22 protein-coding genes and 1 tRNA gene are annotated in these 20,917 nt (G+C 66.6%); 8 read left to right on the top strand and 15 right to left on the bottom strand.

Features of this window, described 5'->3' with window-relative positions; genetic code table 11:
- Positions 1 to 31: 31 nt before the first annotated feature.
- Positions 32 to 493 (bottom strand): MarR family winged helix-turn-helix transcriptional regulator, encoded by a 462-nt coding sequence (locus tag AZH51_RS13990; RefSeq protein WP_291525324.1) that lies wholly within the window; start codon positions 491 to 493, stop codon positions 32 to 34.
- Positions 494 to 568: 75 nt separating this feature from the next.
- On the opposite strand from AZH51_RS13990, the gene AZH51_RS13985 reads away from it, so the two are divergent.
- On the top strand, positions 569 to 1,681 hold the full coding sequence (locus AZH51_RS13985; RefSeq protein ID WP_291525323.1) for an FAD-dependent oxidoreductase: 1,113 nt from the start codon (positions 569 to 571) through the stop codon (positions 1,679 to 1,681).
- A gap of 58 nt (positions 1,682 to 1,739) precedes the next feature.
- On the opposite strand, the gene AZH51_RS13980 is transcribed toward AZH51_RS13985, so the two are convergent.
- From AZH51_RS13980 to AZH51_RS13935, 10 genes are all read right to left on the bottom strand, one after another.
- Positions 1,740 to 2,591, bottom strand: a complete 852-nt coding sequence (locus tag AZH51_RS13980; protein WP_291525320.1) for an oxaloacetate decarboxylase — start codon at positions 2,589 to 2,591, stop codon at positions 1,740 to 1,742.
- Positions 2,588 to 2,746, bottom strand: a complete 159-nt coding sequence (locus tag AZH51_RS13975) for a hypothetical protein (RefSeq protein WP_291525318.1) — start codon at positions 2,744 to 2,746, stop codon at positions 2,588 to 2,590. Before AZH51_RS13975 ends, AZH51_RS13980 begins: the two co-directional genes overlap by 4 nt.
- A gap of 76 nt (positions 2,747 to 2,822) precedes the next feature.
- Positions 2,823 to 3,845, bottom strand: coding sequence for a hemolysin family protein (locus AZH51_RS13970; protein WP_291525316.1), 1,023 nt, complete (start codon positions 3,843 to 3,845; stop codon positions 2,823 to 2,825).
- Positions 3,842 to 5,191, bottom strand: coding sequence for a hemolysin family protein (locus tag AZH51_RS13965; RefSeq protein WP_291525314.1), 1,350 nt, complete (start codon positions 5,189 to 5,191; stop codon positions 3,842 to 3,844). Before AZH51_RS13965 ends, AZH51_RS13970 begins: the two co-directional genes overlap by 4 nt.
- A 163-nt stretch (positions 5,192 to 5,354) precedes the next feature.
- Complete coding sequence (gene fdhA, locus AZH51_RS13960) at positions 5,355 to 6,575, bottom strand: formaldehyde dehydrogenase, glutathione-independent (protein ID WP_291525312.1); 1,221 nt, start codon at positions 6,573 to 6,575, stop codon at positions 5,355 to 5,357.
- 94 nt (positions 6,576 to 6,669) lie between these two features.
- Positions 6,670 to 7,533 carry an amino acid ABC transporter permease gene (locus tag AZH51_RS13955; protein WP_291525310.1) on the bottom strand — a complete coding sequence of 288 codons (864 nt, stop codon included), beginning with the start codon at positions 7,531 to 7,533 and terminating at the stop codon, positions 6,670 to 6,672.
- Positions 7,530 to 8,210, bottom strand: coding sequence for an amino acid ABC transporter permease (locus AZH51_RS13950; RefSeq protein ID WP_291525308.1), 681 nt, complete (start codon positions 8,208 to 8,210; stop codon positions 7,530 to 7,532). The genes AZH51_RS13955 and AZH51_RS13950 overlap by 4 nt, the downstream gene beginning before the upstream one ends.
- A gap of 1 nt (position 8,211) precedes the next feature.
- Positions 8,212 to 9,042, bottom strand: coding sequence for a glutamate ABC transporter substrate-binding protein (locus AZH51_RS13945; RefSeq protein ID WP_291525306.1), 831 nt, complete (start codon positions 9,040 to 9,042; stop codon positions 8,212 to 8,214).
- 71 nt (positions 9,043 to 9,113) lie between these two features.
- Entirely contained in the window at positions 9,114 to 9,842 is a 729-nt protein-coding gene (locus AZH51_RS13940) for an amino acid ABC transporter ATP-binding protein (RefSeq protein WP_291525579.1), read from the bottom strand.
- A 178-nt stretch (positions 9,843 to 10,020) separates the two neighbouring features.
- A complete protein-coding gene (locus AZH51_RS13935) occupies positions 10,021 to 10,188 on the bottom strand; it encodes a hypothetical protein (RefSeq protein WP_291525304.1) in 168 nt (55 codons plus the stop codon).
- Between the two features lie 126 nt (positions 10,189 to 10,314).
- Between AZH51_RS13935 and AZH51_RS13930 the strand changes: the two genes are divergently transcribed.
- From AZH51_RS13930 to AZH51_RS13915, 4 genes are all read left to right on the top strand, one after another.
- On the top strand, positions 10,315 to 10,926 hold the full coding sequence (locus AZH51_RS13930; protein ID WP_291525302.1) for a MarR family winged helix-turn-helix transcriptional regulator: 612 nt from the start codon (positions 10,315 to 10,317) through the stop codon (positions 10,924 to 10,926).
- 111 nt (positions 10,927 to 11,037) lie between these two features.
- Positions 11,038 to 11,111 (top strand) — tRNA-Ile (locus AZH51_RS13925).
- Between the two features lie 298 nt (positions 11,112 to 11,409).
- Positions 11,410 to 12,849, top strand: coding sequence for an HNH endonuclease signature motif containing protein (locus tag AZH51_RS13920; RefSeq protein WP_291525300.1), 1,440 nt, complete (start codon positions 11,410 to 11,412; stop codon positions 12,847 to 12,849).
- Positions 12,850 to 12,935: 86 nt separating this feature from the next.
- A complete protein-coding gene (locus AZH51_RS13915; RefSeq protein WP_291525299.1) occupies positions 12,936 to 13,268 on the top strand; it encodes a hypothetical protein in 333 nt (110 codons plus the stop codon).
- 10 nt (positions 13,269 to 13,278) lie between these two features.
- Here AZH51_RS13915 and AZH51_RS13910 read toward each other — a convergent pair whose 3' ends face one another.
- From AZH51_RS13910 to AZH51_RS13900, 3 genes are all read right to left on the bottom strand, one after another.
- A complete protein-coding gene (locus tag AZH51_RS13910) occupies positions 13,279 to 13,929 on the bottom strand; it encodes an SGNH/GDSL hydrolase family protein (protein WP_291525297.1) in 651 nt (216 codons plus the stop codon).
- Entirely contained in the window at positions 13,883 to 14,116 is a 234-nt protein-coding gene (locus AZH51_RS13905; RefSeq protein WP_291525295.1) for a hypothetical protein, read from the bottom strand. The genes AZH51_RS13910 and AZH51_RS13905 overlap by 47 nt, the downstream gene beginning before the upstream one ends.
- A 91-nt stretch (positions 14,117 to 14,207) precedes the next feature.
- Positions 14,208 to 16,187, bottom strand: a complete 1,980-nt coding sequence (locus AZH51_RS13900; RefSeq protein WP_291525293.1) for an acyltransferase family protein — start codon at positions 16,185 to 16,187, stop codon at positions 14,208 to 14,210.
- 208 nt (positions 16,188 to 16,395) lie between these two features.
- Between AZH51_RS13900 and AZH51_RS13895 the strand changes: the two genes are divergently transcribed.
- From AZH51_RS13895 to AZH51_RS13885, 3 genes are all read left to right on the top strand, one after another.
- Complete coding sequence (locus AZH51_RS13895; RefSeq protein ID WP_291525291.1) at positions 16,396 to 16,986, top strand: general stress protein; 591 nt, start codon at positions 16,396 to 16,398, stop codon at positions 16,984 to 16,986.
- Positions 16,987 to 17,128: 142 nt separating this feature from the next.
- A complete protein-coding gene (locus AZH51_RS13890) occupies positions 17,129 to 17,644 on the top strand; it encodes a DUF3145 domain-containing protein (RefSeq protein WP_291525289.1) in 516 nt (171 codons plus the stop codon).
- A gap of 194 nt (positions 17,645 to 17,838) precedes the next feature.
- Positions 17,839 to 19,521, top strand: a complete 1,683-nt coding sequence (locus tag AZH51_RS13885; RefSeq protein ID WP_291525287.1) for a hypothetical protein — start codon at positions 17,839 to 17,841, stop codon at positions 19,519 to 19,521.
- On the opposite strand, the gene AZH51_RS13880 is transcribed toward AZH51_RS13885, so the two are convergent.
- A complete protein-coding gene (locus AZH51_RS13880) occupies positions 19,518 to 20,900 on the bottom strand; it encodes a carboxyl transferase domain-containing protein (RefSeq protein WP_367188054.1) in 1,383 nt (460 codons plus the stop codon). The two genes, AZH51_RS13885 and AZH51_RS13880, sit on opposite strands and share 4 nt — an antisense overlap.
- Positions 20,901 to 20,917: the final 17 nt, after the last annotated feature.

Genomic DNA, 20,917 nt, shown 5'->3' with positions numbered 1-20,917 from the left:
CACGGGCCTTTTGACGCAGCCTGCCAGTCGTTCAGCCTGCTGCGGGGCTGTCGGGAAAGATCATGGAGACATCGTCGCGCCGGACGACGTCTTCCATGATGGCTTCGAGCGCGTCGCGGCGGTCGGGGCCGAGCGGTTCGAGCAGCTCGGCCACACGGTCGTGCGTTGCGTGGTAGAACCTGTCCGCGAGGGTCCGCCCCGCCTCCGTCAGGCTGACCTGGACGGACTGCGGCGTGGGCCACCCGGCTTGGCGCTGCACGAGGCCGTCGCGTTCGAGCACTTCGACCAGCCCTGTCGTGGTCGACTTCGCGAGGCCGAGCTTGGTGCGAAGCTCTCCCATCCCGTACGACTTCGGGCGCAGGAGACACAACAGCTGCCCCTGCTGGGGTGTGACGCCGTATTCGCGCCCTGATTCTGCGTAGGCCGCGTTCACCAGAAACGCCACTCTCACCAACGCAGTGACGATGTGGACGCGGCCGCCCTTCGAATCCACCGTGCTCTCCTTGCTTGTTCGGGTCCCGAACTGCTAGGTTCGGGACCCGAACAAGCATATGGAGAAGGACTCAGCGTGACAAACACGATCGCCATCGTCGGCGGCGGCTTCGCCGGCACCCTCATCGCCGAAGCACTCGACCCCGTTGCTGAGGTGGTCCTCATCGATCCCCGGGACGCCTTCGTCAACGTCTCCGCGTCGCTTCGAGCGCCGCCCCGCCCCGACTGGGCACCCAACGCGTTTTTCCCGTATGCGTCATTGCTCTCCAACGGCACGCACGTGCGGGACTTCGCCGCTTCTGTGGATGCCGACGGTGTACTGCTGACCAGCGGCGCGCGCCTCGATGCCGACTACATCGTCCTCGCCACCGGATCGACGTACGCGTATCCGGCGCGCCCGCGGAAGCACGACTCGGGCGCCGCCGAGGCGCTGGAGGATCTTCAGCACACGAATGAAGAACTTCAGGCGGCAGGCCGGGTCCTGATCCTCGGGGCCGGTCCGGTTGGTCTGGAACTGGCCGGCGAGATCCGCGAAGTCTGGCCCCATAAACACATCACGATCGTCGATCCCGGCCACGAGCTGCTGAGCGGATTCCTCCCCGAGGTCCGTGAGGAACTCAGCCAGCAGCTTGCGGCCCTGAACATCGACGTACGCCTGGGCACCAAGCTCGACGGATTGCCCCCGACTCCGGAGGGCGAGACCGGCGAGTTCACGGTCACTACGGACAGCGGCCAGGAGATCAGCGCCGACATCTGGTTCCGCAGCTTCGGCTCCCGCGTGAACACCAGCTACCTCGAGGACGGCCACCTGATCACCCTCGATCACGGCATGGTGCCCGTCACCGACACCCTCACCGTGGTGGGTTACGACAACATCTACGCCGTCGGAGACATCACGAACCTCCCCGACCCGAAGATGGCGACCTGGGCGCAAACCCAGGCCGGCGTCGTCGTCGAGAACCTCACAGCTCAGCTTCACGGCAAACCCGGCGACCACACCTATACACCGGTCACCGCGGACACGCGCCGAATCTTCCTGCCGCTGGGTTCCACCGGCGGCGTCGGCCAGATCCCCGGCCCCGACGGCGCGCCGATCCTCGCGCCGGTGCACGTAGTCATCGACCGCAAGGGCCGGGACTTGTTCACGTCCCGCTTTGCGCAACGATTCCACCAGCCCTCAACCACGTGATGAACTGGTCGATCCTTAATGAGGCGCGGACGGATCTGGATCGGAAGCCGGAAGTGGCTCAGCTGCTGTACTTGTCGTCCAAGGCGTCCCAATGGGGTTTGCCCACCAGGCGCTGCCGCTCCGCGAACGGCACCACCAGGTCGTCCTCCTCGGTCACGATTCCGTTGTCCCGCAGTGCGGTCAGCGCGCGCTGCATCCCGTGGACGGCACCTTGCAGCGCCGCATTCGCGTAGAGCACGATTCCGTATCCGGCCTGTGCCAGGTCCTGCGCTGACACCAGCGGGGTCTTGCCGCCGATGACCAGGTTGGCGATGAGCGGCCGGTCGATCAGCGACGGCAGGGTGAGCAACTGGTCCCGGTCCGTGATTGCCTCGACGAAGAGGATGTCCGCCCCCGCCTCGGCATAGCGGCCCGCACGGTCTACGGCACCGTCGAACCCCTCGACTGCTGCCGCATCGGTGCGCGCGACGATCAGCAGCTCCTCGCTGATCCGGGCGTCGGCCGCCGCGCGGATCTTCTGCACCGCCTCCTGCGTCGGGATGACCGACTTGCCGTCGAAGTGACCACACCGTTTGGGGCTGACCTGATCTTCCAGCTGTATGGCGTTGGCGCCCGCTCGCTCGAGCGTGCGCACCGTGTGTCGCACGTTCAGTGCGTTGCCGAAGCCGGTGTCGGCGTCGACGATCAACGGAAGGTCGACGACGTCGCGGATCCAGGCCGTGTGTTCCGCGATGTCCGCCAACCCCATGAACCCCTGGTCAGGCAGCCCCAGCGACATGTTCGTGACGCCTGCCCCGGAGACGTAGATGGCATCGAACCCTAGGTCGGCGATGACCGCCGCCGACAGCGCGTTGAACGCACCAGGGACCACCGTGCCCGTACGCCGATCGGCCAGCTCGCGCAGGCTCACTTTCCCTCACGCACCACGAGGTCGACGAATTCGGGCTCACCGGTGCTCCGACCGGCTGTGGCGAATTGGGCACGGAGCAGCAACGCCGCCTCGACCGCTGTCTGCGAGTGGAACTCGGCTGGGTAGCTGATCTTCAAGAGCACGTTTTGGGCCACGTAACTACCGTAGGGCCGGGCGGGATCCTGCTGAAGCAGTACTCGATCGTTCTCGCAGGGTCATCGGCTGTGGCGACTACGAGGCCACGCGGTCGCTTTCATCGTCGAACCGGCCGACGACTTCCTCGACCAGATCCTCCAGCGCGGCGATCCCCACGATGGCGCCATCGGAACTGACGAGCGCGAGATGAGCTCGTCGCGCACGCATTTCGGTGAGCGCGTCGATCAGGTGCTGGTCGGCGTCGATGGTCTCGATGGGGTGCACGACCTCCCGCACCGGGTCACCAGTGACCAGGACCTCGCGGATGTGCACCAGACCGGCGGCGGCACCATGGTCGAGGACGACCAGCCGGGAGCGGCCGGTGTCGCTGCTGATCCGCTCCGCGTCGCCGGCCGATCCGGACAGCGGAACCGTGACCACCTGATCCCACGGCACCATCACGTCACGCAGCGTCTCGTGCTCAAGGCGCAGCGCACCAGCCAACAAGCTGTGCTGACCCTCTTCGAGTGAACCGTGCTCGCGCGACTTCGAGATCAGCCGCTGCAATTCGACCGGCCCCTGGGCATTTCCGACCGAGTCCACCGGATCGACACCGGCCAGCCGCACCAGAGCGTTGGCCGCGGCGTTCAACCCCCGCAGCGCCCATCGGAACGAGTTCGTGAACCAGCGGAACGGCCGGGCCAGGAGCAGAGCGGACTGCTCGGGATGGGAGATCGCCCACGACTTCGGCGCCATCTCCCCGACGACCATGTGCAAGAAGACCACCACGGCTACGGCCAACAGGAGGGAGATCGCGGACGCGACGCTGTCCGGCACACCAACCCCTGAGAACAGCGGCGCCAGAAGGTCTTTCACCGCCGGCTTGGCCAACGCACCCAGCCCAAGAGTGCAGATGGTGATGCCCAACTGCGCACTGGCCAGCATCAGGCTGAGCTCCCGGGAGTTCGCCAGCGCCGCCTTGGCCGCGGAACTGCCGGCTTCCGCGCGGGTCTGCAGGCGGGACTGTTTAGCGGCAATGACCGCAAACTCCGCAGCGACGAAGAACGCGTTGGCCACCAGCAGCAGCAGTGAAATGCCTAGTGCTACCGGGATGCTCATCGATTCACCTCCTGCTCGATCGGACCCAGGTCGGTCAACCGGATGATCCGGGGCACGTGCCGTCGCGCCTCCTCGACCACGAGCGACACGTGTCGCACGGCCGATTCCTGGTCCGGGCGCCACTCGAGGATTACCTCGTCGCCCGCGGTCGCCGTACGTCCCAGACGCGCCAGCACCAGACCGCTCACGGTGTCGTAGTGCTCGGACTCGGGCAGCGCGACGCCGGTTTCGTCCTCGACCTCATCCAGGCGCAGCCGCGCCGACATCCGCCACCCACGCGCGACGGGGGTGCGCGGCCCGCGCAACCCCCTGTCGCTTTCATCCTCGATGTCGCCGACCACTTCTTCGACGATGTCCTCGAGGCTGACGATGCCGGCGAAGCCGCCGTACTCGTCGATCACCACCGCTAGTTGCTGATGCGCGGCCCGCAGCCGCTCGAGGACCTCCGGGACCGGCAGACTGTCCGGCACCCGGACCACTTCGATGGCGACTTCGCGGGCATGCCGGGTGGCACGCTCAGCGACGGGCACCGCCAGGACCTGGTGGATGCCGATCACGCCCAGGACGTCGTCAACAGACTCATCCACGACCGGGAACCGGGAGTGGCCCGAGCCCATCCGGTGGACCACTTCTGCGATCGTGTCGGCGGCCGCCACCAGGACCACGTCGACGCGTGGCGTCATGACCTCATCCGCCGTACGCTCCCGGAACTCCAGGCCGCGGTCGAGCAACTCGGACAGGTCCCGGTCCAGCAGGCCGCCCGCCTGCGACTCGTCGATGATGTGCCGCAGGTCCTCGGGGGTCGCTCCCTGCGGCAGTTCCTCGACCGGTTCGATGCCGACCGCGCGCAGCAACCGGGTGCTGGCGCTGTCGAACAGGCGGATGACCGGACCCGCGGCGGCAAGGTAGATCAGGGTGGACCGGGACAGCGCCCGCGCCAGATCCACCGGACGAGCGATGGCGTAGTTCTTGGGCGCGAGTTCGCCGATGACCATCTGGATCACCGTGCTCAGGATGAGCGCGAGCACGACCGAGATGGACAACGACAAGGCCGCCGGGATGCCGGTGACACCAGTAAGCAACTCGGCCAGGCCAGCACCCAGGTAGGGCTCGGACACGTAACCGACCAGCAGCGCAGTGACGGTGATGCCCAGTTGCGCGCCGGACAGCGTGAAGGACAGCCGGCTCGTGACCTGCAAGGCACGGCTGGCCGCGGCGTCGCCCTCGTCGGCCAACTGGGCGAGCCCGCCGCGGTCCACCGCCACGTAGGCGAACTCCTGAAGTACGAAGTAGGCGGTGGCCAGGGTCAGCAGGAGGACACTGAGCAGGCCGAGGAGCAGAGTCATCGGCGGCCACCGTTGGTCAGCCGGGCGCTACCCGGCCGGGTATTGGGCATACCCCATCGTACGGGCCAGCGCCGCCACGAGCGTTTGACCAATGTCGTGCAACCGGGGGAGCACAGCACGAAGGGCCCGACCAACTGGTCGGACCCTTCGTTGTCCTGATCGCTCAGGCGGTCTTGATGTAGTCGTTCGGGTTCAGGACGTACTTCTTGGCGGCGCCGGAGTCGAACTCGGCGTAGCCCTTCGGTGCGTCTTCCAGGCTGATCGGTGTCGCGTTGACCGCCTTGGCGATGTGCACCTTGTCGTGCAGGATCGCCTGCATCAACTGCCGGTTGTACTTCATCACCGGGCACTGACCGGTCGTGAAGGACAACGACTTCGCCCAGCCCAGGCCGAGCCGCAACGACAGCGACCCGACCTGCGCGGCCTCGTCGATACCACCGGGGTCACCGGTCACATACAGGCCGGGGATACCCAGCGCGCCACCGGCGGCGGTCAGGTCCATCAGGGAGTTCAGCACGGTCGCCGGTGCCTCGTGGGAGGCGTCCCCACCGTGCCCGCGAGCCTCGAAACCGACCGCGTCCACGCCGGCGTCGACCTCCGGGACGCCGAGGATCTGCTCGATCTGGTCCTTGGGGTCGCCCTTGGACACATCGACCGTTTCGCACCCGAACGAGCGAGCCTGGGCCAGGCGGTCCTCGTTCAGGTCGCCGACGATCACGACCGCGGCACCGAGCAGTTGCGCTCCGACCGCAGCGGCCAGGCCCACCGGGCCGGCTCCGGCGATGTACACCGTCGAGCCCGGTCCGACACCGGCGGTGACCGCTCCGTGGTAGCCGGTGGGGAAGATGTCGGACAGCATCGTGAGGTCGAGGATCTTTTCCAGCGCCTGGTCCCGGTCAGGGAACTTCAGAAGGTTCCAATCGGCGTACGGCACCAGCACGTATTCGGCCTGCCCGCCGACCCAGCCGCCCATGTCCACGTAGCCGTAGGCGCTGCCCGGCCGGTCGGGGTTGACGTTCAGGCAGATGCCGGTCTTGCCCTCCTTGCAGTTGCGGCAGCGTCCGCAGGCGATGTTGAACGGCACCGAGCAGATGTCGCCCTTCTTGATGAACTCCACGTCCGGTCCGACCTCGATGACCTCCCCGGTGATCTCGTGGCCCAGGATCAGGCCCTCCGGAGCGGTGGTGCGCCCCCGCACCATGTGCTGGTCCGATCCGCAGATGTTGGTCGAGACGGTGCGCAGGATGGCACCGTGACGGACCTTGCGACCCACGTTGGCGGGATTGACGCCGGGTCCGTCTTTCAGTTCGAACTCGGGGTACGGCGTGTCGACCACTTCGACGACGCCCGGACCTTTGTAGGCAACGGCTCTGTTGCTTGTCATCTGGCTCTCTCCTTGATGTGACCCCCGAGGAACACTGCGTGATGCACGTCACACACTTGTCGGTCGCGCGGGCATCGTCAACGAGAGCCCCGCCTCAGGTGGGCTCGGCGACCGCGCCCTCAGCGGTGGGAGCGCCGGCCGTGTGCCCACGACGCTTCAACCGACGTTCGAGATACTCAGCCAGTTTGGTCAGGGAGTAGTTGATCAGGATGAAGATCAGCGCGATCACGAAGATCATCGGCACCAGGTTGCTGTAGTTGCTCGCGGCTGTGTTGCCGGCGTTCAGCAGTTCCAGATAGGTGATGTTGTAGCCCAGTGCGGTGTCCTTCAAGATCACAACCAGCTGACTCACCAGTGTCGGCAGCATCGCTGTCACCGCCTGCGGCAGCAGGATCGTGCGCAGCGCCTGGCCCTCGCTCAGACCGATCGACAGTCCGGCCTCGCGTTGGCCGCGGGGGAGTTGGTCGACTCCCGAGCGCAACACCTCACACAGCACGGCGCTGTTGTAGAGCACCAGACCGGTGACCGTGGCCGCGAGCGGATTCACCTCGGCGGTGAACACGCCGTTGTAGGCGTAGACGCCGAAGAAGAAGATCATCATCAGCAGCACCGGGATCGCACGGAAGATCTCCACCCACACCGTCGCGATGGCCTGCAGCCAGCGGATCCCCGACATGCGGGCCAGCGCCAGCAGCGGTCCCAGGACGCAGGAGATCACGATGGCGAGGGCGGCCGCCTTGAGCGTGCCGAGCAGGCCCGGCAGCAGGTAGGCGTCCCAGAGTTCGGCGGTCAGGAACGGCTTCCACTTGGCGGCCTCGAACTGCCCCTTGTCCGCGAGTGTCCGGATGATCAGGACCGCGATGGCCAGGGCCAGGACGGCACCGATCACCGTCAGGATCCGATACCGCGCCCTGGCTTTGGGGCCTGGAGCATCGAAGAGAACGTTGGCCTCGCTCATCGCTGCACCGCCCATCGCTTGGCCAGCCAGCCGGTGGCCACGCCCATCGGCACGGTCAGGATGACGAAGAACGCCGCGACGACCGCGAACGCCAGGTTGAGCTTGTCCGTGGCGTATTCGTTGACTTCATTGAGGACGTACGCCGATTCGACGACCCCGATGGTGATCACCACCGTCGTGTTCTTGGTCAGCGCGATCAACGTGTTGCCCAGCGGCGTGATCGCGCCGCGGAACGCCTGCGGCAGGATGACCTGCCGCATGGACTGACTGAACGACAATCCGATCGACCGGGCGGCCTCGGCCTGGCCGAGCGGGATCGTGTTGACCCCACTGCGCAGCGCCTCACACACGAATGCCGCGTGGTAGACGGCCAGGCCGAGGACCCCCATGCGGAAGTTGTTCTGGGTGACGAAGTCGGCCGCCTTGTCGTCCGCCAGCGAGATGCCCAACTGTACGTAGAGCACGTAGACGCTGGCGAAGATGATCACCGTGAGCGGCGTGTTGCGGAAGATCGTGACGTACGACGTGCCGATCGCCCGCAGCGACGTCACCGGGGACAGCCGCAGGATCGCGATCACCGTGCCGATCAGGAGGGCGCCGATCGCGCCGAACACCGTCAGCTTGATCGTCATCCAGAAGGCGCCCCAGAAGTCGAACTGCCCGAACAGTTCGCCCATATCAACTGCAGGCGGCGGGGGTGGGCGGGTTCTTCGCGGAGTCGTACTTGTAGTCGGTGCCCAGGTTCTCCTCGACGACCTTCTTCCAGGTGCCGTCGTCGATCATCTTCTTGATCGCGTCGGTGACCTTGTTGCACATCGCGGTGTCGCCCTTCTTCAGGCCGATCCCGTAGTTCTCGGTGGAGAAGGTGCCACCGACTAGTTTGAACTTGCCCTTGTACGCCGCCTGGTTGGCGAAGCCGGCAAGGATCGTGTCGTCGGTGGTCAGTGCGTCGATCGCACCGGAGGAGAGTGCCTCCACGCACTTGGAGTAGGTGTCGAACTGCTGGGGGACCAGGCCGCTGACCTTCTCCTCCAGGTTCTTGACCGAGGTGGATCCGGTGACCGAACAGACCTTCTTGCCCTTGAGGCCGTCCACGCTGGTGATATCGCTGTCGCTGCGGACCAGAACCGACTGTCCCGCAACGAAATACGGGCCGGCGAAGGAGACTTCCTGCTTGCGGGCGTCGGTGATCGAGTAGGTCGCGACGACCATGTTGACCTGGCCGGACTTGATCAGGGTCTCGCGCTGCTTGGAGGGCGCCTGGACCCAGGAGATGCTGCTGGGCTCGTAGCCGAGTTCTTTCGCGACGTACGTGGCGACGTCGACGTCCATACCCGTGTAGTCGTTGCCGGCCTTCAGGCCCAGGCCGGGCTGGTCGAACTTGATGCCGATCTTGATCGAACCGCCGCCCGACGTCCCACTGCCGGAGGACGATCCGCCGCCGCACGCGGCGAGCAACAGGGCAACAGAGGCGGCGCTGGCGGCTACCGCGGTGGTGTGACGAAACATCTGGTTCCTCCTGATTGATGGGTGCTGCGAATTCAGTGGGCTCAACGGGCTCAGGGCTCGAGCTTCAGGCCTTAGTGGGCGAGGATCTTGCTGAGGAAGTCCTTCGCGCGGGCGGTCTGGGGATCATTGAAGAACTGCTCCGGGGGAGCTTCCTCGAGGATTTGGCCGTCGGACATGAACACGACGCGGTCAGCGGCTTTGCGCGCGAAGCCCATCTCGTGGGTCACCACGATCATCGTCATTCCGTCTTTGGCCAGCCCGGTCATGACGTCCAGGACCTCGGTGATCATCTCCGGGTCGAGGGCCGAGGTCGGTTCGTCGAAGAGCATCACCTTGGGCTTCATCGCCAACGATCGCGCGATGGCGACCCGTTGCTGCTGACCGCCGGACAGTTGTGCCGGGTATTTGGCTGCCTGTTGTTGGATCCCGACCCGCTCCAGGAGTTCCTTGCCCAGCGCATCGGCGTCGGCCTTGGACATCTTGCGGACCTTGATGGGCCCGAGCGTCACGTTCTCCAGAATCGTCTTGTGCGCGAAGAGATTGAAGGACTGGAAGACCATTCCGACGTCGGCGCGCAGCTTCGCCAGTGCAGCGCCCTCTTCCGGCAGGGACTGCCCGTCGATGGTGACGGTGCCGGACTCAAAGGTCTCCAACCGGTTGATCACCCGGCATAGCGTCGACTTGCCCGAGCCCGACGGCCCGAGCACCACCACGACTTCACCGCGACCCACGGACAGGTTGATGTCCTGCAGGACGTGCAGGTCGCCGAAGTGTTTGTTGACCGATTCGATGACGATCAGCGGGCCGTCGCCTGGTTCAGGTGAGGTCATGCACGAACTGTAAGCAACGAGTTCAGCAAAATGACAGGAAGACGCAGGTTGTTTTCAGGATTGTGATGTATGAACCGGCCCCGTAACACAACATCCAGGCGGAGGCGGCCCGCCAACTCTTATGCGCCCGACGACTGGGTGAAGCGACCTACTGCTCACTCCTGCCCAACGACTCTTCGGCTCGGTGGCGGATGAGGTCGAGGACCCGACGGGTCGTCTCCTGTTCCGCCTCATTGATGCCCTCAACAAGGCCGGCCGTCACCGCCGTCACGGCTGCGCGGGCCGCCGCCAGTTGCGCTGCTCCGACCTCGGTCACAACCCGCTCCCTTTCGATCAGCCCGCCAGCACGAAGTTCTGAGAGCACGGCCTCGATCTGGTCAGTGTCGACCTTAGGGCGCTTGCCACGGCCTGACGCCACGTGCCGTCACCGTCGGCGTTGCTCATGACGTTGAGGATCACCCAGGCCGAATACCCCGGGATCTGGGTAGAAGCGAGGGTTTTCGTCAGGAGCGCCCGTAGCGCGGTCTCGGTTGGTCCGATAACAGTCGGCAGGGGGCGTACGGCGGCCATTGGCCTCTCCTACTCTATTGGTGTAGCCAAGATAATATTGGTCGTACCAACAGAAAGCAACGGCATGCCACTGGATCTCCTCTCAACGCCCACCTGGATCTTGAGCTCGGCGGCCACCAGGTCGCACCAGATAGTGCACACACAGCTCGCGAACGCCGGCACGACCGGATACGAGTACAGATGCCTGTCGGCGCTGGTCGCCGCCGACCGGCTGAGCCAGACCGAGTTGGGGGCCGCCGCAGCACTGGACCCCCGCGACGTCACCCACACCGTTCGAGCACTCGAAGACCGCAGCCTGGTGTCGCGCGTCAGGGACCCGGGCCACGGACGGCGCCAGCTGGTCTCGCTCACTCCCGAGGGTCACCGGATGATCGAACGCCTCACTGCGGTGATGGCCGATGTACAGAACGCGGTGTTTGGTCAGCTCAGCCGTGCAGAGCGCGCCACCCTGCTCGAACTTCTCGACCGCATCGCCCGACCCTGAGCAATCCCAGTTCGGTTACCAGACCGCCGTCGAGCCTCAACGCTGGTCGCAGGTAGCCTGAGCGATGCTCCGGAAGGTCGCCCGCGTGACCGTTCATCTCATTCCGGACAGGGGGCGGTAGCTCAGCCGGTTAGAGCAGCGGACTCATAATCCGTCGGTCCTGGGTTCAAGCCCCAGCCGCCCTACTGGGCCGATGGTCTGGACACGATCCTCCCGTCGCCGATATCGGGCGCACCTGGGTCGCGTCTCGGCGGTGGGTGTCGGTGGTGAGAAGTAGGCTGAGTCCGGGAAGCGGTGTCCTGTCGTCGTGGTGGCGAAAGCTGCTGCGCCACAACGGTATTGACGACAATTGGTTGTGCACAGACCCTTCCCGTAGTGGACATATGTGCGATAAGCTGGGTCATCGGTTCTGGGGAGGACCGCCACCAGGTGGGGAGGGTTGCTATGTCTGTTTCAACGCCGTCTGTTTCAACGAGTGAAGCGTTGTCTGTTGCCGAAGTGCGCGCCGTCCGTCACCGGCTGGTGGAGGGCGCTCGCGGCGTTAACCCCGATGCCGCCCTGGTACTGATCCGGGAACTCGAAGAACTGAAGAACGCTGCCAGCGCGGTGCAAACCGAGTTAGCGGTCGTGCTCCACGACGCGCAACGCGCCGCCGACCAGGCCCGCGGCATCACCGCGGATGAAACCGCCCGGGTCGTGGGTTCACAACTAGGTCTGGCACGACGAGAAAGCCCCCGGGTCGGTACCCGGTTCCTGGGCGTCTCCCGCGCCGTCACACAAGAAATGCCGCACACCGCCGCCGCGTTACGGGCCGGGACCATCAGCGAATGGCACGCCACCCAAGTCGTGGCCGAAACCGCCTACCTGTCGTTGGCCGACCGTGCCGCGGTGGATGAAGCGATCAAAGGGGTCCTGGGTAAAACCTCCGGGCGGCGCCTGGCCGGGGTCGCCCGGGCGGCCGCCTACCGGTTGGATCCAGCTGCTGCGGTAGCGCGCCGTGCCCGCGCCAAACGCGAACGCCGCGTCTCGCTACGCCCAGCACCGGACACGATGACCTGGTTGACCGCGCTGCTGCCGGTCAAAGACGGCGTCGCCTGCATCGCCGCCCTCAACGCCGCCGCCACAGCCAGTAGCCATAAGGGCGGGGACGGGGATGGGCGGGGCAAAGGACAACTAATGGCCGACGCCCTGGTCGAACGCATCAGCGGCCGACCCGCCTGCGGCGCACCAGTACCACCCACACCGGCCACACCGGCCACACCGGGTCAGGATGCGCCGGCTGCCGACCAGGCCGATGCGCCGGCCGCAGCGGCCGGGGAGCAGCCCGAGGCTGACGGTACGACAGACAAGCCTCCGGTGCCGGTGGTCGCGGTCAACCTGCTGGTCCCGATCGAATCCCTCACCGGTGAGGCCCCCGCGGACCTGGAAGGGTTCGGCCCGATTCCTGCGGACCTGGCCCGGCAATTCCTGGCCGACCACGACACCGCCGGTGGCGTGATCCGACGGGTGTTCACCGCCCCGGGCACCGGTGAGCTGATCTCAATGGATTCGCGTGCCCGGCGCTACCCAGGACTGCTGGCAGCGTTCGTGCGATTACGAGACCGGACCTGCCGCACCCCGTTCTGCGACGAACCCATCGAACACATCGACCACATCCAACGCCACGCCGACGGTGGAGCCACGAGCGTCTCGAACGCCGGTGGGGGCTGCGCCCGCTGCAACTACACCAAAGAACACCCGGACCTGACCGTCACCGGCGACGCCGACCAGCGCACCACCACCACGCGGGGGCTGAGCGAAACCAGCACACCACCGTCACCACCAGGAGCCGAAAGACCGCTCGCCTGCACCATCCGCGGACTCAGCAAACGCGTCACCATCCGGCTGCCGAAGGACCTGCGCCTGCCTGCGAACATCCGGTGATGCTGGCGGCCGTGTCGTGATCGAGGGCGGAACGCGGAGGGCCCGGATATGATTGCCTATCTCGCGACGGCCTGCGACTCTCAGACATGGACATCTCGAGGGGTCTGGCGGGCGCGGCGGACGCTGCCGCGCAGGGACAGGGTGCGTTACCGCAGCAGGGTCTGCCCGAGGTGGGCTCCGGTGAGTCGAGCAGCCTTCTGGTGCAACCCAACTCACCGGTGGTCGCGTCCACGACGGAACCGGCCGCCCAAGATGTTGATCTAAGCCTCTACGAACCCGTCGCGGGGCCGCGAGCTCATCAGGCGGCCAAGATCCTGATGGTCCTGTTCGGAGCGCTCGCCGCCCTGTTGATCGTCGGCTTCGGCGTGGTGCTGTTCGCTTCCGGCCTACCGGACGCGATCAGCGAGTTCTTCAAGTAGGAATCAGCAACTACTGGCTGGCGCTGAGCCCGGAGTGGACCACGCAGCTCGAGGTCGCCCCGGACGCCGGGAACGCGTTCGCCAGCGCTCGCGCGATGCGTTCGGCGCGTTCCTTATAGCCGTGGCTGGTGTAGTGGATCTTGTCGGCTGGCTGGTACCACGCCGTCTGCACTTCATTTCGCCAGTCGAACACCCGTAGGTTCGGGTACTTCTCGCACGCCGCGATCAGCGCGTTCGACAGGCTCGGGAAGTTCGCGTCGGTGTAGGGCCCGGACGTCTTCAACGTGCGGCTGGTCAGCCACATGACCGGGTTGGAGCCGGCGTGCTGCATCATCAGGTCGATCCGCGCCGAGATGGGCCCGGCGCCACCGACGCTGATGTTGGCCACATCGTTGTTGCCGATGGCCAGCACGTAGCAGCCCTGATAACCCTGCGCCTCGAACTTCTTGATCGCATCGAGGGAGTTCGGCTGGTTGTTCCAGTGCTCGATGATCGCGCGGGCACCGGAGATGTCGGTGGTGACGTTCTTGACGCCGACGTCCTTGTACTGCGCGGTCAAGCGGTACGCGGGGTTGTGCAGGAAGTCCGCCGACTCCAGGCCGACCGAGGTCGAGTCACCGATGTGCACAACCGACGAGCAGGACGTCTGCGGGTACGGCACGGAAGCGGTGCTCGCCGACCCCGTAGCGGTGGCGGTGGACGACGTGGCGGAGGTGCCCGACGACGACGTGGCCGAGGACGCGCTCGTGGGCGTCGTCGAGGTCGGGGCAGGCGTGGTTGTCGCGGTTGACGAAGACGACCATGACGGCGAGGTCGGCGACGGTGCCGCCGCCGTCCCGCCGCCACAAGCGCTCAGGGTCAGCGCCGCCACGGTGAGAGCCGACGCGCAGCCGACGATCGACGTACGCCGAGCCAAGCCTTTTCGTGTCTTGGTGGTGCTCACTGGTTGGCCTTCAATCCCGAATAGACCAGGCAGGTCGGTGCCGGCTTGCCGTCCTTGGGGAAGGCGTTCGCCAGCGCCAGGGCAATGCGCTTGGCGCGCTCCTGATAGCCCTTGGTCGTGTAGTGGATCTTGTCATCGGGCAGATACCAGCTGGTCTGGACCTCGCTGCGCCAGTCGAAAACCCGCAGGTTGGGGTAGCGCTTGCACGCGCTCTGCAGCGCCTCCGACAGGGCCGGGAAGCCCTCGTCGCGGTACGGCCCAACAGTGCGCAGGGTGCGGCTGGTCAGCCACAAGGTGGGCTGGCCGTTGGTGTGCTTCATGACCATGTCGATGCGCTGGTCAAGGGAGTAGGCGGCCCCGACCGACAGGTTCGCCACGTCGTTGTTGCCCAGGGCGATGACGTAACAGCCCTTGAAGCCGTTCTTCTGGAACTTCTCGATCGCGTCCTCGCCGTTGGGCTGGTTGTTCCAGTGCTCGACGATGGCGCGGGCGCCGGAGATGTCCTCCTTGACCGTGGTCACACCCACCTTCTTGTACTGCGCGGTGATCCGGTCGGCGGCGTTCGGCAGCGAAGCGGGCGACTCCAGCCCGATCGACGTCGAGTCGCCGATGTGCGCGACGGAGGTGCACGAGGTCTTGCCCGGGATCCCGTTCTTCACCGGTTTGTTCGATTTGGGCGTGGGCGGCGGGGTGTTGATCGCCCCCGGCTTGTCCGGGACCGCATCCGCAGCCGTTGCCTTGCCGCCGAGGGCCGAGGCACTGCCCAGACCGACGCTGGCGACCAGGCCGAGCGCGGCGAAGCCGGAGACAATGACGGGTACGGCGCGGCGGCGGCCCTCTGCGCCGGCTGGCTTCTTGAACGCAGCGCGGAACCCGTTGCGACGGATCGGGTCCTCCAGCAGCGTCCAACTCAGCGCGGACAGGATCAGTGTGACGGCGACCTGGACAACGCCGACCGGCACCGGATGGGCATCGATCCAGCCCTGGGGGGTGAAGTAGATGACCGGCAGGTGCCACAGGTAGATGCCGTAGGAGCGTTCACCGATCCAGCGGAACGGTTGAGCGCCCAGCAGGTTGCGCACGAGCATCGATCCGGGATGGATGGCGCTGATCACCAGGGTCGCGGTGAGCATCGACTGGGCCAGGATGCCCCAGGTGTAGAGCGAGTCCGGATGCGACCCGGAGTAGTAGATGATCCAGCCCAGACCGACCAGGCTCGCCAGGCCCAGGACGTCGATGGGCACCTTCCATGCGCCCCCGGTTGCCGGGAACGGACGCTCGAACAGCACGATCGCGAAGATCGCACCGATCAGCAGGCCGCCGGCGCGGGTGTCCGTGCCCTCGTAGGCGCGGGTGGTGCTCCATAACGCGGGCATGACGTCCGGCGGCCGGATCGAGAACTTGTACAGCAGCACGAAGCTGATGGCTGACAGCACACCGGTCGCGACGGCCACGGCACGCAGGTTGCCGCGGAAGATCATGATCATTCCGATCAGCAACAACGGCCAGACGAAGTAGAACTGCTCTTCGACCGAGAGTGACCACAGGTGGTCAAGGGGTCCGCCGGTGCCGGCGGTGATCGCGAAGTAGTCTCCGCCGGAAGCGATCGTGTGCCAGTTGGCGACGTAGAACAAACCGGCCAGCCCGTTGCCGATCGTCGCGCCCAGGTTGTCCCGATCGGCGATCAGCGTCGCGACAATGACCACGGCGATGACCAGCACGACCGCCGGGAACAGCCGTCGGGCGCGGCGTAGATAGAACCCGATCAGCCCGACGGAGTGGGTCCGCGCCCACCCCCGAAGCAGGATCGTCGTGATCAGGAATCCGCTCAGGGTGAAGAAGATGCCGACGCCCAGCAGGCCGCCGGCCAAGCCGGGGACGTTGAGGTGGTAGAGCACAACGGCCGCCACCGCGATGGCACGGATGCCGTCGAGGCCGGGTAAGTAGGTGTCCTTGGCGGATACTGGACGAGGCACTCGCTGGGGCTCCTGTAGCTCCTGAACACACGGCAACAGGGATCGTGTTGCCGCCGACCGGGCGAGGCAGCTCGGCGTCCGGGACGACCTCGTTGTTTTCCGATCGTGGTCAGTGTAAGTGGCCAGGGCGTATTCGGCGTGCTGCTGTCCGCGGCGCGTCGAGGGCGCGAAACCTGTCGCCACGGACCTGCGCCGATAGCATCAAGGCATGTCGACAAACTCGCTCGGTCTTGGCGCAGCCGCCCGTAACACCGCGCTCAAACTCGAATACCCGATGTCCCTGGCCACCTACGCCACCTACCCCGAGGCGCAGAAGGCAGTGGACCTGCTGTCGGACAAGCAGTTCCCCGTGGAGAACTGCTTGATCGTCGGTTCCGACCTGAAGCAGATCGAGCGGGTCACCGGCCGGCTCACCTGGAGCAAGGTCATCACCGCCGGAATCCTGACCGGTGCGTGGTTCGGTCTGTTCATCGGCTTGATCTTCTCCCTGTTCGTCAAGAACATCACGATCTGGCAGGTCGTCATCTACACCGCGATCTGGGGTGCGCTCTTCGGCCTGATCTGGTCGGCGATCGGATACGCGTTCACCCGCGGCCAGCGTGACTTCAGCTCGGTCAGCGCCATCGTCCCGAGCAGCTTCGAACTGCTGGTCGAGCACAAGTTCGCCCAGCAGGCAGGCACCTTGCTGGACGAGGCCGGGCTGCGCCCCAACCAGTCGGTGACCCCGGCGACCCCGGCACCCACCGCGCCCGCCGAGCAGCCCACCACCCCGACCGACTCCACGCCGCCCACCGCATAGCGCGCCGACATCCCACCGATCAGGAGCACCGTGGTCTGCTGTGACCACTGGTGCTCCTGTGACGTGTGGGGCACAATGGGGGAGTCCTTCACTGTTCGAGGCGTAGGGGAAGACGTCCTCGGTCCCGTGAAGGAGGCAGGTTATGTCGGCATCGCGCACGCGCGCCGTCGCCCGGGGTGTGGTGTTCATCCACTCCACCCCGGTTTCGTTGTGCCCGCATATCGGCTGGGCTCTGGAGAGCGTCCTGGGCCAGCCCGTCCACTTGGAGTGGACGAAACAACCGGTAGCTCCCGGCTTCGTACGTACCGAGTTCTCCTGGGCCGCCGAGCCCGGCACCGGCGCCCGCCTGACGACGGCGCTGCGCGGTTGGGACGGCGTGCGCTACGAGGTCACCGAGGAGCCGACCCCCGGCTGCGACGGTTCCCGCTGGGCCAGCACCCCGGACCTGGGTATCCATCACACCTGGACCAACGCCTCCGGCGACGCCGTGGTCAACGAGGATCGGTTGCGTTCGGTGGTGATCGCCAGTGGTGGCGACCCCGAGAAGTTCCGCGCCGAGGTCGCCGAGTTGCTGGGCACCGCCTGGGACCTGGAGCTCGAACCCTTCCGCTACGCCGGGGACGGAGCGACAGTCCGCTGGCTGCACCGCGTCTCCTGAGGGCCGCCGGCGGGTTTCTCCTGGCCCTGCTGATCGCCGTACTCTCCGCGTGGGTTCCAGCCTCGGCCGCTACCTCCTCCGGTACGTCGACCTCCAGTCAGGCGCAGCAACTCGCCGAGCGCTATGCGCCGGTTCTGGTCGTTCGCAAGCACACGACACCGTGCGGCGACGGCGAGCCCTACCTGCCCATCGCGGTGGACGCGGTCCTGGGGCGCCCGGACGTCACGTTGCGCACCCCGCACGGCACGATCACGGCTCCGACGAGCAGCCAACTGGCCACGGCCGGTCCGGACAGTTATCTCAACCTGCCGGGTGACGCACTACGGCCCGGGTGCGATTACGAGAAGTGGTACGACAAGATCCGCGAGGGTCACGAGCCGACCATCTACTCCCGCGTGGTCACCGATCAGGGTCAGGTCGCCGTGCAGTACTGGTTCTACTACGTCTACAACGACTGGAACGACCGGCACGAAAGCGACTGGGAGATGATCCAGGTCGATTTCGATGCGCCTACTGTCGCAGCAGCGCTCGCGACCGAGCCCGCGCAGACGGCCTACGCCCAGCACGAGGGTTCGGAGGTCGCCGACTGGGGTTCGGACAAGTTACGCATCGTGAACGGCACCCATCCGGTGGTCTACCCGGGGCAGGGCTCCCACGCGTCGTACTACAGCCAGGAGCACTGGCTGGGCCGGGGCTCGGCCACCGGGTTCGGCTGTGACGACACGACGGCCCCGGGAACTGAAGTGCGGCCCCAGGTGACGCTGCTGCCCACCACGGTGCCGACCAATCCCAAGGATCCGTTCGCCTGGCTGGCCTTCACCGGGCACTGGGGAGAGAAGCAACCCACGTTCAACAACGGACCGACCGGCCCGGCCACCAAGACCCAATGGCGTACGCCGATCGCCTGGGTCGAGGACGAAGGTCGCCCGGCGTCGGTCGACCTGCCGCAGGTTCCGACGATGGCCACCATTGCGTTCTGCGGGATGGTGTCCCAGGGTTCGACGCTCTTCCTGCGACTGCTGGCCCAGCCGGTGCTGACCGGGGCTGCCATCCTGGCCGCCCTCGCGCTGATCGGGTGGCTCATCGCCCGCACTACATGGCGGCACAGCGACCCGACCACGGTGGATCGCAAGCGCACCGTCGGGCAGATTCTGGCGGCGATGTTCGCGATCGCGTGGCGGCTGACCCCGCAACTCCTGCCGATCGCGGGGGTGCTCTTCCTGAGCACCTACCTCGTGCGGACGCTGACCCGTCTGGCGACGCACATCGGCCCGAAGGGCACCATCACCGATCTGGATCCGGGCGTGAACGCCTGGTGGACCTGGGTGGTTGCCGGACTCTCGTGGGCTTTGGTTGCGGTCATCGACGCGGTCTGTGCCGCAGTGGTTCTCGACCTGTTGGAGCAGCGACGGGACGGCCGGACGGCCGATCTTCGAGCGGCAGCGATCGAGGCCAAAGCCCACCGCACACCCGTCTATGTCTTCCTGGTAACGGTGTTGCTGGTCGGCACCGCGTTCATCACCTTCTGGCTCGCGCCGGTGGCCCTGGTCATGCTCACCCTGTGGTCGGTCGCCATGGCCGCGTCCGCCCAGGAGGAGCGGCCGTTGCGGGCGGCGTTCCGGCGCAGCGCTGCTCTGGTCCGGACCCGGCCGGTGAAGTCGGCCATCGTCGCATTGCTGCTGGTGCTCACGGCCGCGGGCATCGGCCCGTTCGTCAGCGGAGTCCTGCTGTTGCTGACCGGCTGGCCGATCTGGATCGAGGATCTGATCGGCGGCCTGATGACCGCGGTGGTGATGCCCGCCGCGGTCATCGGCCTGGGTCTGCTCTTCTTCGACCTGCGGCGGCGCGCTGATCAGCCGAAGGCCGGTACCGCTTAGAGCGGGATGTTGCCGTGCTGTCCGCGCCTCGCCGGCGCGGCGGCCAGCGCAGCGGCGACGGTGGTGCGGGTCGCGGAGGGATCCACGACCTCGTCGATGACACCGATCTCCAGCGCGCGGCCCAGACCACCGGCCAGCACCGCGTGTTCGGCGGCGAGCTGGTTCTCCATCTCGACGCGCTCCTCGCCGTCGGTCTCCGCCAGACGGCGACGATGCAGGATACGGACCGCCGCGACGTGACCCATCACGGCCAGCTCTGCGCCAGGCCAGGCGAAAACCCTTGTGGCACCGAGTGATTTGGCGTTCATCGCGATGTACGCACCGCCGTACGCCTTGCGGGTCACCACCGTCACCCGGGGGACCACGCACTCGGCGAACGCGTGCAGCAACTTGGCCCCACGGCGCACGACACCGTCCCACTCCTGGCCCACGCCGGGCAGGTAGCCCGGCACGTCCACCAGCACGATCAACGGGACACCGAACGCGTCGCACATCCGCACGAAGCGAGCGGCCTTCTCCGCCGACGACGCATCCAGGCAGCCGCCCAGCCGGATCGGGTTGTTGGCTACGACGCCGACCGTCCGCCCGCCCAGGCGACCCAGGGCCGTCGTGACGTTCGGTGCCCACTTGGGGTGCAGTTCGACGCTGGTCCGCGGATCGTCCAGGATCTGCTCGACCAGCGGGTGCACGTCGTAGGCGCGCTTGGGTGACTCGGGCAGCAAGGCGGCGAGGTCGCGGTCTTCGACGGCTCCCCACGTGCCCTGGGCGCCCAGCAGGTGCGTGATCTGCCGACCGTGCTCGTAGGCCTGTTCCGCGGAGTCGGTCACCACGTGCACGACTCCCGAGCGCCGCCCGTGCGGCTCCGGACCGCCGAGCCGCAGCGCGTCGACATCCTCCCCGGTCACCGAACGCACGACGTCGGGTCCCGTGACGAAGATGCGTCCCTCGGCGGCCAGGATCACGATGTCGGTCAGCGCCGGCCCGTAGGCCGCGCCACCGGCCGCGGGACCCACGACGACCGAGATCTGCGGGATCTTGCCGGACGCTCGCGTCATGATCGCGAAGACGTGACCCACGGCGTCCAACGACAGGACACCCTCGGCCAGGCGGGCGCCGCCGGAGTGCCACAGACCGACGACCGGCACCCCATCGGCCAGAGCCGCTTCGTACGCCGCGACGATGACTTTGCAGCCGGCGTCACCCATCGCGCCGCCCTGGATGGTCGCATCGGTGGCGAAGGCCACGGCGGGCGTGCCGTCGATGAGGCCGCGTGCGGCCAGTGCGCCACTGGAGTCGGGCTCGGTGATCAGGTCAACGGTGTCTGCGTCGAAGAAGTTCTCCAGGCGCAGCAACGGGTTTCGTGGGTCATCGACCGCAATGGCGCGTGCCGAAGCGT

This window comes from Branchiibius sp. NY16-3462-2, from assembly GCF_001594145.1.
Taxonomy (GTDB): domain Bacteria; phylum Actinomycetota; class Actinomycetes; order Actinomycetales; family Dermatophilaceae; genus Branchiibius.
This window is presented reverse-complemented; position numbering and strand designations above follow the sequence as displayed.